This window comes from Halorubrum sp. LN27 (assembly GCF_016635065.1).
Taxonomy (GTDB): Archaea; Halobacteriota; Halobacteria; order Halobacteriales; family Haloferacaceae; genus Halorubrum; species Halorubrum salipaludis.
Window position 1 is genome coordinate 3060471 of sequence record NZ_JAEPET010000001.1, and the last position, 13393, is coordinate 3073863.

A 13393-nucleotide genomic window follows, 5' to 3' on the forward strand; every position below is an offset into this window, starting at 1 on the left:
CGAGGTGACGAACGACACCACGCGCCGGGCCGTCCTCGCCGCCGCGCTGGCCGCCGGCACCGGGGGGATCGCGGTCTCCGCCGCGTCCGACCTGCTCGACTCGTTCGCGCCACTCTCGGGCGACGCGTGGGCGGCGGCCGACCGGTCCCTCCCCGAGACCGTCGAGAGCCCGCACGGCGACGCGGACGTGCGGGTGGACGGGTACGGCGTCCCGCACGTCGCGGCCGACGACGAGCGCGCGGCGTACTTCGCCGTCGGCTACCTGCAGGCGTTCGACCGGCTCTTCGCGATGGACCTCCAGCGGCGGGTCATGCGCGGGCGGCTCTCGGAGGCGGTCGGCGCGTCGACCGTCGAGAGCGACGAGTTCCACCTCGCCATGGGGTTCGCCGAGGCCGCCGAGGCCACGTGGGACCTCGTGAGCGAGACCCCCGCCGGGCCGCCGATCGAGGCGTTCGCCGACGGCGTCAACGCCGCGATCGAGGCCGAACCGCTCCCCGTCGAGTTCGCGCTGGTCGGCCACGAGCCGCGGCCGTGGACCCCGGTCGACTCGATGCTGATGGAAAAGCAGATCTCGTGGACGCTCACCGGGGACTTCTCCGAGCTCCGCCGGGCGGTCGTCGCCGACCGGCTCGGCGAGGGCCGCGCGGCCGACCTGTTCCCGCGGCGCCTCGACCACGACGCGACGATCCTCGACGGCGACGAGCGGCAGCTCGGCGACGACGACGCGGAGCGGGATGTCGCTCCCCGTCAGGAGCAGGTCGCTGCCGACCCCGTCGACGCCGACCTAACGACGTGGCTCTCCGGCTTCGAGTCCCCGACCGGGGTCGGCTCGAACAGCTGGGTCGTCTCGGGCGACCACACCGCGAGCGGGACGCCGATCCTCGCGTACGATCCGCACCTGTCGCTTTCGGCCCCGCCGCTGTGGTACGAACAGCACGTCGAGACCCCGGAGCGGTCCGTCCGCGGGGCGACGTTCCCGGGCGTCCCGTTCGTCATCGCGGGCGCCAACGACCGCGGGACGTGGTCGTTCACCAACGTCGGCGCCGACGTGCTCGACTGCTACCGCTACGACATCGACGAGGCGGGCGAGCGCTACCGCTACGACGGCGAGTGGCGCGAGTTCGAGACCGAGACCCGGCCGATCCCCGTCTCCGGGGGCGAGGACCGCGAGATCGAGGTCAAACGGACGGTCCACGGCCCGCTGATCGAGCGCGAGGGGCGGCAGGTCGGCGTCGCCTGGACCGGCCACACCGCGACCCGGACCACGGTCGCCATCGACGAGCTGGGGCGCAGCGAGGGGTTCGACGACGCGCTCGCGGCCGCCCGCTCGTTCGACCTGCCGACCCAGAACCTGGTGTACGCCGACGCCGACGGGCGGACGATGTACTACGCGACCGGGAAGCTCCCGATCCGCGAGATCGACGGGGAGGCGGTCGCCGGCGACCGGATCTTCGACGGCTCCGCCGGCGAGGGAGAGTGGTCGGGGTTCGAGCCGTTCGGCCGGTCCTCGTGGGACGGGTTCGTCCCCTTCGAGGAGAAGCCGCACGCGATCGATCCGGACGTGCTCTCGACCGCGAACCAGCGCGTGACCGACGACCCGCGCCACTACGTCGGCGTCGCGTACGCGACCCCCTACCGCGGCGTGCGGATCGCCGACCGCCTCGACGACGCGGTCGAGTCCGAGGGGCCGACCGACCCGGCCTTCCACCGCGACCTCCAGCGGGACGTTCGCGACGGGCGCGCGGCCCAGCTCGTCCCCGACCTGCTCGCGGCGGTCGAGGCGGCGGGAGGCGGCGAGGCGGAATCGGACGCCGACGGCGGCGTGTCGGGCCCGGCCGTCTCGGCGGCCGAGGCCCTCGACGGCTGGGAGTACCGGATGGACCGAGAGTCCCGCGCCGCGCTCGTGTTCGCCCGGTGGCTCGACCGGTTCCGTCGGCTCGCCTTCGGGCCGACGTTCGACGGGGTCGACCTCGACGAGACGTACCACCCGAACGACTGGGTGCTCGCGACGCTCTCCGGCGACGATCCGGTGTTCGCCGAGCGCTCGCGGGCGGAGACCATGGTCGCGGCGCTGGAGGAGGCGGCCGCCGAGATCCGCGAGGCCGGCTGGGAGACGTACGGCGACTGGAACACGACGCGGTCGGTGACTCACCCGCTGGGCGGCGAGGCGCCCTTCTTAAACTACGAGGCGCTCCCGGCCGACGGCTCCCGAGCTACGGTGATGAACTACCGAGTCGACTCCGCGGTGGGGTCGAGCTGGCGGATGGTCGTCCGCCCGGGGACCGACGCCACGGCGGTGATCCCCGGCGGGAACTCCGGCGACTACTTCTCCGAGCACTACGACGACCAGCTCCGGGCGTGGCTGGAGAACGACCAGAAGCCGATGTCTCTCGGCGAGGGGCCGAGCGCCGGCGAGGGTGGCGACAGGACCGCCGGCGACGGGACCGGCGAGACGGTCGCGTTCAGGGGTGACTCGTCGTGAGCGAGCCCGGCGCCGCGCTCGCCCGGATCCGGACGGAATCCCGGCCCCACGCCGTCGCCCTCGCGGTCGCGCTGATCGGCGGCGTCGCCCTCGCGTCGGTCCACTGGCTCGGGCTCGTCGCGGCCGGCGCGGCGGCGGCGCTCGTGGCCCCGTCGTTCCGCCGCGGCGTCGCGTACGCGCTCGCGGCGGGCGCCCTCGCGCTCGTCACCTTCACCGTCGCGCTTGGGTCCGCGGCCCCGCTCGTCGCCGGGATGCGCCCCGCCGTCTACGTCACCGCCGCGGGCGCCCTCGGGCTCCCGCTGCTCGGGTCGCTCGCGAGAGGGGTCGCCTAGCTCCGGTCGGCGGCGTCTCCGGAGCCCTATTGATCCCACTATACCGGTCCCACGCGTCCGGTACCCCTATTATAAGCGTTTACGAGCGCCACCCGCGACCGATACGGTATGGGAACGACGACCGAGCCGGCGGACCGGGACGGCGGGCTACTGGACGACGCGCGGGAGGCGCTCCGGGTCGAGCGCCGGCGCATCGCCGACGAGCGCGAGGCGTTCCGCGCCTTTCGGGGGCGCGTCGCGTCCGTCCCGTCGGAGCCGATCCGGACCGACGGCGGGGCGGGACCGGTCGCCGACGCCGGCCGAGCCGGGATCGCCGGTGAGTTCGGGGCGGTCGGAGCCGCCGCGGCCGCCGGGTCCCGCGGCTCGGGGCCGCCCGCGGGATCGGGGCTCGTCGCGGTCAGGGACGCCTACCGTGAGACGGTGATGTCCGTCCCGCACTACGAGGCCGAGTACGACGACACCTACGAGCGCAGCGTCGCCGAGGAGTTCGGCCCGGAGATCGCGTACGCGCTCACCCGCGGGTCGCGGTTCCACGCCGAGTGCAAGCGGTCCCTGATCGACGCGGCCGAGACCGCGGTCGAGGAGCGCGAGCGGTTCGGCGACACCGTCGAGGCGGAGGCGGAGTCGGTCGAGCGGGCCGCCTCCCGGCTCGCCCCGATCCGGAGCGAGGTCGCGTCGACCGCGCGGACGGACTTCTCTCGGGACGGGTTCGGGACCCTCGACGCCTACCGGGCACGGACCGAGGCCCTCCTCGACGACTGCGACCGGATCGCCGCGCGCCGGCAGCGGGAGCTCGCCTCCCGCGATCGCGAGCTTGCGATCGGGGACGACCTCGACGTCCCGACGTACCTCTATCAGGACCTCTCCGCGACGTATCCCGTGCTGGCGACGGTCGGCGCCGTCGGCGACCGGCTCGACGACCTGAAGCGCCGGGTCGAACGCGCGATGGCTGAGGCGTAAGAGGCCGCCCGAGCCGGCGGTCCGCCGCCTACTCCGCCGCGGTCGCCCCTTCCGTCTCCAGCCCGGAGCCGCTCGGCGGTCGGAGCAGGAGCGCGGCCAGCCCCGCCGCGATCGCGAGCCCCCCGCCGAGCGCGAACGTCGGGACCCAGCCGGCGGTCGCGACGAGGTAGCCGGTCACGGTGCCGGCGAACACGCCGCCGCCGACCTTGGCGGTGTAGAGGACCGCATAGTTGCCGGAGGAGTTGGCGGCGCCGTAGTAGTCGGCCAGCAGCGCGGGGAAGTAGACGTACAGCGGCGAGGAGAAGAACATCGCGGCCATCACCAGCCCGACGAACGCGATCCCGGAGCCCGAGGACCCGGCCCCGATGAGCGCCAGCCGGAAGGCTCCGGCGAGCACGAACGAGACGGCCATCACCCGCTTGCGAGCGAACCGGTCCGAGGCCTCGCCGAGGACCATCCGCGAGACGCCGGCGGCGACCGGAAGCAAGGTCGCCGACGCGGTCGCGACGACCGCCGCCAGCCCGAACTGCTCCGCGAACCGGACCACGTTCGCGATGACGACGAGGTCGGCGCCGGCCGTCGCGATGAACATCGCGTACAGCAGCCAGAACTGCCACGTCGAGAGCATCTCGCGGGTCGTGTACGCGCGGCCGCGGAGCGACGCCGCGAGGTCGTCGTCTCCCCCTCCGTTCGCTCCCTCCTCCTCTCGGTCCTCCAGCCCGAGCCAGTCGTCCGGCGGGTCCCGCAGGAGGTACGCTCCGACGAGCGTCACGACGAGGATGGCGAGCCCCACGTTCCGGAGCACGTCGCTGTAGGCGGCGACGGTCGCGTTCGCGCGGACGTACGGGACCACGAGCGCGCTCCCGCCGGCGAACGCCATCGTCCCGATTCCGGTGGTGAGGCCGGTCCGGTCGGGGAACCACTTGACGGCGGTGTTGACCGCGACCGTGTACACGATCCCCACGCCGATCGCTCCGAGCGAGTACAGCAGGTACAGCTGCCAGAGGGTCGTCGCGTACGCGAGCCCGACGTACCCGCCCCCGGCGAGCAGGGCCGCGAGGAACGTGAGCGCGCCCGGCCCGCGGCTGTCGCGCCACTTCCCGGCGGGGAACTGCGAGAGCGACTGGAAGACCACGTAGAAGGAGAACACCGCGCCGAGCGCCGGCAGGGCGATGTCGAGGCTCTCGGCCAGCGGCTGTTCGATCGACGACCAGACGTACTGGTAGGGGCTCACCGCCGCCATCATCCCCGCCGCGGCGACGATCTGCCACCAGCGGGAGAAGCCGAGGACCTCTGCGGCCCGTCCGGCGTAGTCGACGCCCCCGTCCTCGCTATCGGAGCTCCCCGGCGATCCCTCGCCGTCGCCGTCGCCGTCGCCGGAGCCCCTCGTCGGGCCGTCGCCGTCGTCAGCCATCGTCACCGTCGATCGCGGGTCCGGTCGTGTCGTGGGTCATGTGAGCCTCGGGGACCGGCCCGGCCGCCGGACCGGCGGTTCGTGTTCCGACGCTGTCGGCACGCGGGAATAAAACGCGCCGTCGGGGAGGTTCTTGCCTCCACGCGCGGGGCCGAACCGGTCTCGGACGGCCGGAAATTTCGATCACGATAGATCACGATATCGGCGTCGCGGAAATCGTTTGTCGATCTAAACCGATGTTCCCTTGACAGAGATCCCTTGTTTGCGGATGAATAATGATAATCGTCTATACTGTCGAAAATCGTTAAGAGGCGGCCCGCACAACGTGGTATCGAGAACGCGGCGATCCGGTACCGGGTCGCCGGGAGCACGCAACCATGTCCGCCGACACGACCACCGAACCGCACGCCACAGAGCCGCACTCCTCCGAGCAGCACGCTGACGCGTCGCCCGCCGCCGGCCGCTTCGAGCGCGTCCTCGTCGTCACTCGCGACGACGACGCCGGGCGGGCCGCGGTCGAAACGGGGATCGACCTCGCGGCGGCCCACGGCGCGGCGGTCGACGCGCTGTACGTCGTCGACGTCGCCGAGGAGTGGGACGTGGTCGTCGAGCGGCGCGAACGGACCGGTGAGCGCCTGGTCGAGGACGCCGCGGAGCGCGGGGCGGACGCCGGGGTCGACGTCGAGAAGTGGTTCCGCTACGGCACCGCCCACGAGGAGGTGCTCGACTTCGCCGCGGCGCACGGCGCCGACCTGATCGTCGTCGGCTCCGCGCGCCGCACGGGGCTGGACCGGTTCGTCCACCCCGAGCGGCTCCCGACCCGGGTCCAGCGCGGCGCCTCGGCGCCCGTGCTGGTCGTCGGTCCCGACGACGACTGAGCCGGGTCGGCGCCGCCGACGGCTGAGGCGCTCGGCACCGACGACCCGCCCCGAGCCGAGCGACGGATTAAGTGACTGCGACCCCTTCTCGCGATCGTGACACACATCGGTATCGTCGGCGCGGGCGCGGGTGCGGCGGCCGCGGCGTTCACCGTCGACGGCGCGGTCCCGGACGCGGACGTGACGGTCTTCGAGAAGTCCGGCGGGCTGTGCGGCCGCGCGGCGACCCGCCGCCACGAGGAGCTGACGTACGACTACGGCGCGAACTACCTGAAGGCGGACGACGAGCGCGTCGTCGAGCTGATCACGGAGACGCTCGACGACGAGGGGCTCGTCGACGTGACCGAGCCGATCCACGTCTTCGACGCCGACGGCGCGGTTTCGCCCGGGCGCGACGCGGACGAGCACAAGTGGAGCTACCGACGGGGGCTCACCCAGGTCGCGAAGCGGCTGTTCGGGCGGACCGACGCGACGGTCCGCCGCCGGACGCGGATCGAGACGGTCCGCCGGGTCGGCGACCGGTGGGAGGTCGACGACGCGGACGGCGAGACGCGGGGGCCGTTCGACGCCCTCCTGTTGAACCCCCCGGCGCCCCAGACCGCCGAACTCCTCCGGGACGCGGAGTGGGACTCGCCCGTCAGGGAGGCGCTCGTCGACGCGGTCGGCGACGTGGCGTTCCGCACGGTCTGGACCGCGGTGCTCCGCTACCCATTCGCGCTGGACGTGCCCTACTACGGGCTCGTCAACGCCGACAAGGAGCACGCCGTCGGGTGGATCTCCCGGGAGGAGTGCAAGCCCGGCCACGTCCCGGCGGGCGAGAGCCTGCTCGTCGTGCAGGCGAACCACGAGTGGTCGGTCGAGCGCTACGACGCGGACCCGGCCGCGAACGTCGCGGCGCTGGCGGACCACGCCGCCGAGATCGTCGGCGACGACCGGCTCGCGGACCCGGCGTGGACCGATCACCAAGGCTGGCGCTACGCGCAGCCGGAAGGAGGGGTCGCTCACGGGCCGATCGACTCCGCCCGCCGGGAGGGACTGTACCTCCTCGGCGACTGGGTCGCCGGCGAGGGGCGGCTCCACGCCGCGCTCGCGAACGGCCTCGACGTGGGAGAGCGGGTCGCCTACGGGATCTGACTCGCGGCCGAGGGCGTCGGAACCCGAGACCGGTGACCTCCCCGGCCGACGATCTGTGACGGTCCGATCGCGATCAGTACAGGAACAGCGGTGATTGATGTCGGGAGTGGGTATTGCAGATCGGTAGCGGCGAGACGGTATTTAAACAGCCAAGAGCGACGACGATCGCTTATAAATGACGACGCGGTGGCGCGCGCCTCCGAACGGCCGCCACCGGTGGCCGTGAGGAGCGCGTGCGAGGGAGTCGCTGGCGCCTTATAAGGCGCCAGCGACGAGGCTGGGGAGGCGTGAGGCTGCGGTTGCGGTGTGGGTGGGACTCAAAGGGGCAGCCGCGAGGGGAGCTTAGGCGACGCTAAGCACCGCAGAGAGCGAGTGAAACGAGCGACCGAGGAGCGCAGCGAGCGTAAGCTCCCCTCGCGGCTGGGGCTTTGGAGGCCTTCACCGCGGGCACATCGATCACTTATAAACACCTGTCAGCAACACCCAAATCCAACTTATAAACAACCGATCAGCCAATTTGCTATACCCACTCCCGGTGTCAATCGCGTCATCGGGTCAGAGAGCCGGAGAGCGAACGACGCCGACCGACCCGCCGGATTGACCGACGCCCCTCCACGACCTTTTAACGGTCGGGGTCCACTACTCCGGTATGGCGAAGTATTCGACGGGCGGTGGCGGCGGCGGCGACGACGGCGACGCCTGCGAGCTCTGCGGGCGCGAGACCACGGACCTCAAGCGGGCGACGGTCGCCGGGGCGAAGCTCCTCGTCTGTTCCGACTGCCGCCCCCACGACGACGCTGGCAACGCACCGAGCGGCGGCTCCCGCGGCGGATCGGGCGGTGGCGGGAGCTCCGGCGGGAGTTCCGGCGGCGCCAGCGCGGGGTCGAGCGGTTCCGAGAGCCGGAAGAAGGAGCTCGCCCGCAAGCAGGCGAAGATGTACGACTCCGCGACCGGCGACTCGAAGCACTGGGAGGAGGGCGGGACCAACTACGAGTCCGACCGGCTCCCGTACCTCGTCTCCGGCTACGGCGACGACGTGGCGGCGGCGCGGCAGGACGCCGGGGTCACGGTCGAGGAGCTCGCCGAGGAGCTCGACGTCGACGAGGACGACCTGTTCGCGGTCGAAGACGGCCGGGCCGCGACCGCGGGCGTCGGCGGCTCCGTCGTCCGCGCCCTCGAAGAGCGGCTCGGCGTCGAGATCGTCGACGAGTAGCGCGGACGACGGCCCGATCGGCGAGTATCGCCGCCCAGGCACCCCTCCGGACCCCGAGCCGAAACGACCAATTCCCGGGCGGCCCACCACCGGGTAATGAAGGCGATCAAGGACAGCGTCCACGGCCACGTCCGGCTCGGCGACCTCGCGACCGAGCTGGTCGACACGCCCGCCTTCCAGCGGCTGCGCCACATCAAACAGCTGTCCACCGTCCGGCTGGTGTATCCCTCCGCGAACCACACCCGGTTCGAGCACTCGCTCGGCGTCTACCACCTCGCGCGCGGCGCGATCGACGGGCTCGGGCTCGACGACGACACCGCCGCCCACGTCCGCGCGGCGGCGCTCCTCCACGACGTTGGCCACGGCCCCTACGGCCACCAGACCGAGGGGATCATCCGGCGCGCGACCGGGCGCGACCACGACGACATCGCGTGGCTCCTGACCGACGCGGACCGCGAGGTCTGTCAGGTCCTCGAACGCAACGGACTGGACCCGGAGCGCGTCGCCTCCCTGATCGCGGGCGAGGGGGGGCTGGGCGCGCTCGTCTCGGGCGAGCTCGACGTGGACCGGATGGACTACCTCGTGCGCGACGCCCACCACACCGGGGTCCCGTACGGCACGGTCGACACCGGCAGACTCGTCAACGAGCTCCGGCTCGCCGGGGACGGAGAATCGGGCGGTGTCGGCTCCTCGGATCCCGGGGACGCCGAGCTGGTGCTTGCGGAGGGCAACGTCCCCACCGCCGAGAGCCTGCTCGTCGCCCGGTCGCTGATGAACGCCGTCGTCTATCGCCACCACGTCTCGCGGGTCGCCGGCGCGATGCTCGAACGCGCCTCCGAGCGCTACCTCGACGAGACCGACACCGACGCGGCCGACTTCCGCCGGATGGCCGACCACGACCTCCTCGTCGCGCTCCGGAACGAGGTCCCCGCCCTCGGCAAGCGGATCGAGCGGCGCGACCTCTACAAGCGGGCGGTGTGGGTCGGGTTGGAGGACGTGCCGGCGGGCACCGTCGACGCCGGACACGCGGAGGAGCGCGCGGCGGAACGCGAGATCGCCGAGGCGGTCGGGCTCGACCGCGAGGAGGTCGTCGTCGACGTGCCCTCTCGCCCCGGCTTAAAGGAGTCCGGGTCGACCGTCGTCGTCGACGGCGTCCCCCAGCGGCTGGAGGACGCCTCCGAGCTGGTGGCGGGCCTGCGCAGCGCCGAGCGCCGCCGCTGGACGCTCGGGGTCTACTGCCCGGCCGAACACGTCGACGCGGTCGGCGAGGCGGCGCGCGACGTGCTCGGGCTCCGCGGGATCGGCGCGCGGGCGTAGCGGCTCGACCGGCGCGCGGCCGCGAGTCGTTCGGCGACGTGCAGCCGTGGCCTCACTCGCCTCGCGGCGCCGGAACCGCGAACACCGGCCGGTCGGTCCCCAGAATCACGTCTTGGGTCACGCTCCCGAAGACGGCCTTGCCGGTCGGGCGTCGCTTCCGGCCGGAGACGCAGATCGCGTCCGCGTCGACATCGGCTGCGGCCGCGAGCAGCTCGTCCGCGGGCTCGCCGCTCGCCTCGTAGTGGACGCAGTCGATCCCGGCGTCTTCGAGCGCCTCGCGGGCGCGCCGCACCGCCGAGATCTGGTGGACTGAGGCCCCTTCCGGGTTCTCCTGGAACACGTGACACAGGTGCGCGGTCACCGCCCCCTCCTCCGTCGGAATGTCCGCGATCGCCTCCGCCTGCGCGACCGCCCGGCTGTCCTCCGCGTTGTCGATGCCGACGAGTACGTCGTACATGGTCGACCGTTCGGACACCGGACCTATAAATCGTGCCGGCCGTTTCCGGTCTCGGATGCAGACCGCCTCCCCCGCCGACGCACGCCGTTTTTATCCGATGCCGCCGAACCCCGACGCATGATCACGGTCAAGGACACCGTCCACGACCACATCGAGATCGACGGTGTCGCCGCCGACCTCCTCGACACCCCCGCCGTCCAGCGGCTGCGACACGTCAAACAGCTCGGGACGGTCCAGCTCGTCTACCCCTCCGCGAACCACACCCGGTTCGAGCACTCGCTCGGCGTCTACCACCTCGCCAGCCGCGCCCTCGACCACCTCGGGATCGAGGGCAAGCGCGCGGACCGGATCGAGGCCGCGGCCATGCTCCACGACGTGGGCCACGGCCCCTTCAGCCACAACCTCGAGTCGCTCACGCACCGCCGCACGGGGAAGTACCACGACGACGTGGACGAGCTGCTCGCGACCGGCGCGGTCGGGGAGGTGCTCCGCGACCACGACCTCGACCCCGACCGGATCGCCGGGCTGGTCGCGGGCGAGGGGCCCTACGGCGGGCTCGTCTCGGGCGAGCTCGACGTGGACCGGATGGACTACCTCGTGCGCGACGCCTACCACACCGGGGTCCCGTACGGCACCATCGACACCGAGCGGTTCGTCCGCGAGCTGACGTTCGTCGACGTGGGCACCGGCGAGGAGGAGCTGGTCTTGGACGAGGGGAACGTCCAGACGGCCGAGAGCCTGCTGTTGGCACGCGCGCTGATGAACCCGGTCGTGTACACCCATCACGTCGCGCGCATCTCGAAGGCAATGTTGCGCCGCGCCGCGAGCGACCTGCTCGACGCGACCCCGACGACCGCGGCCGAGCTTCGCCGGATGGACGACCACGACTTCCTCGCCGCGATCCGGAGCTGCCCGGAGACGGCCGAGATCTCCCGACGCTACGACGAGCGCGACCTCTACAAGCTCGCGGTGTGGGCCGAGTACGACGACGCGCCCGAGCGCGTCCACGAGGCCGACCGCGACGCCGAGGTCGCGCTGGAACGCGAGATCGCGGCGGAGGCCGGCGTCGCCCGCCAGCACGTGATCCTCGACGTGCCCCCGGAGCCGTCGATGCGCGAGTCGACCGCGCGGGTCACCGTCAACGGCGAGGTGCGCCGGCTGGAGCGGCAGTCGCCGCTGGTCTCGGCGCTCCGGACCGCCCAGCGCAACCAGTGGCGCCTCGGCGTGTACGCCCCCCGGCCCGCGACCGATCGGGTCGGGCGGGCCGCCGCCGACGTGCTCGGGCTCGACCCCGACGGACTCGTCGCGGAGGTGCGCGGCGCGATGCCGACGACGCTCGACGAGTTCCGCGACGGGGCGTGATCGGGGAGTGAGGCGACGGACGAGGAGGCGCGACCTGACCGTTCGTGCCCGGTCGTGTTAACTTAAGCATCGGTTCCAGCAGACGGCGAAGGCTCGGAGCCATGATTCTGCCGCCGTCGGCTCCGCATTTCTAAACGTATTTGAAAATGAAGAAGTTCGTCGTTTTATTTCTCGAAAGACACGTTCAACGGCATTCCGATTTCCATGGCGAGTGATTTGAAATCGAAGTGAGGTTCGTGAGAGTGCTGCTGTGAGGTGTCCGCCAGCATCAACGAGAAATAGCGCGTCCTCAACGTGGTGTTTCTCTCTGAGATCGCGGAGAAACACCAGCGTAAATTGTTGATTTTGGACGGGAAATACGTCAACGTGAAGGAATTCATTTGTCCGAGGATCGACGGCGGCATACAGCCAGTATCTGTCCGAATCGATCTGAATCGCAGTCTCATCGACCGCAACGCGATTCGGGCTCGTACCGTCAACTGGCTGTAAATCGGCCTTTTGAATCCAGTTGTGAATTGCTGTTCGACTCCGCTCGACACCCAACCTTTCAAGATACTGTTTGGTATTCGAAAGTGATAGTCCAGCAAGATGGAGTTGAATACCGGTTTCAATGATCTCGTGGGGTGTCCGCTCACGCTCCACAAACTCCAAGTCGATCCAATCAGTAGAGCCGCCGAGGCGGTTGGATTCGGACATAGACCATTCGAAACACCGACCGCCTCGTTCTTAACTTAACATCGCCAATAAGATCCTCCACAATACACTTCTACCTCCCTTTTACCGTCGTATTCTACACGGTTATACGCCATCTGTTTGTCTTCCAGTCTACTGATGAACCGGGTCAGTTCCGGTGTTGGATCTGCTGGTGAAGTCCCAACAATGGATGGAGGCCAGTTATTCTCGAACGTATACTTGTCTACTGGATTTGTGCCCTCTCGAGTATTCTCGCTGTCTACTCGGAAGGAGATGGACTCGTTAAATTCATCAGAATGTACAGACAGCAAATCGTCTAACTCATCACAGTATATCAGATGGTACTCTGCGGCTTCGCTCGGCGTGAACCGAACTCGGCCATTCACAATCCATCCGGTCTCGGCTCCAATTCGATGTGTTTCGTCGTCTGCGTCGACAAACAATAAGACCTGATCGCCTTCTCTGGTCGGATCAATATATACAGTGCCTTCTACGCTTTCGAGCGCGTCGATAACCGCAGTAACTGTCGAGTCTCTTTTGTTGTGGTCGGTGGGCGGCCATTGTTGCTCGAGGTGGTACTCTTCGGCCCAATTGATCTGACTGGTTTTCTGAGCAGGCGGATCGATACGCAAGTGCATCGAGGTCCCAACCTCTTCAGAATCGACGAAATAGGTTTCCTCTGTTTCGTTGGAGTGTACGAGAAAACAGTCGACATCGTCGCCGTACTGCTTGTACACGTGCCCAGACGAGTTCGTGTGCTGGCTTACCCCCTTGAATCGGACGACTCCGTCTTTCACCCGCCCTGTTTTGATCTGTGCACGCAACAGATCGCCATCCGGCTTTTCCAAGACGAGATCGTATCGTTCGTTGTCGCCTACTGGCGTTGACACGCTAATATTACGCTTTTTCAGCTCTGTGATGACAATTTGCTCGGTGAGACCCCCTTGCCTGTGTGACTCCATATCTGTCGTGATTCGTTATCCGGTTTGTATATCCTCCCACTCACATTTGTATATTTGCAAACTATACCGATCGGACAGCGTCGAACCGTTACCAGACAGATGCAGTGTACACTTACCAGACAGATGTGTACACAAACCATGGCACGAACACGTGCTCTCCTTACTGAAACCGAGCGTGAACATCTCCGA

General features: G+C 69.5%; 12 protein-coding genes. 8 read left to right on the plus strand and 4 right to left on the minus strand.

The window, feature by feature from the left end; genetic code table 11:
* The first annotated feature begins 4 nt into the window (after positions 1-4).
* From JIN95_RS15180 to JIN95_RS15190, 3 genes are all read left to right on the plus strand, one after another.
* The gene (locus JIN95_RS15180; protein WP_200532010.1) at positions 5-2482 is read left to right on the plus strand and encodes a penicillin acylase family protein; all 2478 of its coding nucleotides are present in this window, start codon (positions 5-7) and stop codon (positions 2480-2482) included.
* Entirely contained in the window at positions 2479-2814 is a 336-nt protein-coding gene (locus JIN95_RS15185; RefSeq protein ID WP_200532011.1) for a hypothetical protein, read from the plus strand. Before JIN95_RS15180 ends, JIN95_RS15185 begins: the two co-directional genes overlap by 4 nt.
* Before the next feature lie 108 nt (positions 2815-2922).
* Entirely contained in the window at positions 2923-3774 is an 852-nt protein-coding gene (locus tag JIN95_RS15190; protein WP_095637171.1) for a hypothetical protein, read from the plus strand.
* 28 nt (positions 3775-3802) lie between these two features.
* On the opposite strand, the gene JIN95_RS15195 is transcribed toward JIN95_RS15190, so the two are convergent.
* Entirely contained in the window at positions 3803-5188 is a 1386-nt protein-coding gene (locus JIN95_RS15195; RefSeq protein WP_200532012.1) for an MFS transporter, read from the minus strand.
* 377 nt (positions 5189-5565) lie between these two features.
* On the opposite strand from JIN95_RS15195, the gene JIN95_RS15200 reads away from it, so the two are divergent.
* The 4 genes from JIN95_RS15200 to JIN95_RS15215 all read left to right on the plus strand — a co-directional run bounded on the left by JIN95_RS15200 (position 5566) and on the right by JIN95_RS15215 (position 9730).
* Positions 5566-6066, plus strand: a complete 501-nt coding sequence (locus JIN95_RS15200) for a universal stress protein (RefSeq protein WP_095637169.1) — start codon at positions 5566-5568, stop codon at positions 6064-6066.
* A gap of 96 nt (positions 6067-6162) precedes the next feature.
* Positions 6163-7200, plus strand: coding sequence for an NAD(P)-binding protein (locus JIN95_RS15205; RefSeq protein WP_200532013.1), 1038 nt, complete (start codon positions 6163-6165; stop codon positions 7198-7200).
* A gap of 649 nt (positions 7201-7849) precedes the next feature.
* The gene (locus JIN95_RS15210; RefSeq protein WP_200532014.1) at positions 7850-8413 is read left to right on the plus strand and encodes a transcriptional regulator; all 564 of its coding nucleotides are present in this window, start codon (positions 7850-7852) and stop codon (positions 8411-8413) included.
* Positions 8414-8509: 96 nt separating this feature from the next.
* On the plus strand, positions 8510-9730 hold the full coding sequence (locus tag JIN95_RS15215) for an HD domain-containing protein (RefSeq protein WP_200532015.1): 1221 nt from the start codon (positions 8510-8512) through the stop codon (positions 9728-9730).
* A gap of 52 nt (positions 9731-9782) precedes the next feature.
* Here the strand turns inward: JIN95_RS15215 and JIN95_RS15220 are convergent, their stop codons facing one another.
* Positions 9783-10187 (minus strand): universal stress protein, encoded by a 405-nt coding sequence (locus tag JIN95_RS15220; protein WP_200532016.1) that lies wholly within the window; start codon positions 10185-10187, stop codon positions 9783-9785.
* Positions 10188-10304: 117 nt separating this feature from the next.
* On the opposite strand from JIN95_RS15220, the gene JIN95_RS15225 reads away from it, so the two are divergent.
* On the plus strand, positions 10305-11549 hold the full coding sequence (locus tag JIN95_RS15225; RefSeq protein WP_095637164.1) for an HD domain-containing protein: 1245 nt from the start codon (positions 10305-10307) through the stop codon (positions 11547-11549).
* A gap of 57 nt (positions 11550-11606) precedes the next feature.
* On the opposite strand, the gene JIN95_RS15230 is transcribed toward JIN95_RS15225, so the two are convergent.
* Together JIN95_RS15230 and JIN95_RS15235 are read right to left on the minus strand one after the other, a co-directional pair.
* A complete protein-coding gene (locus JIN95_RS15230; protein ID WP_200530785.1) occupies positions 11607-12245 on the minus strand; it encodes an IS6 family transposase in 639 nt (212 codons plus the stop codon).
* 35 nt (positions 12246-12280) lie between these two features.
* The gene (locus tag JIN95_RS15235) at positions 12281-13204 is read right to left on the minus strand and encodes a group I intron-associated PD-(D/E)XK endonuclease (protein ID WP_200532017.1); all 924 of its coding nucleotides are present in this window, start codon (positions 13202-13204) and stop codon (positions 12281-12283) included.
* Positions 13205-13393: the final 189 nt, after the last annotated feature.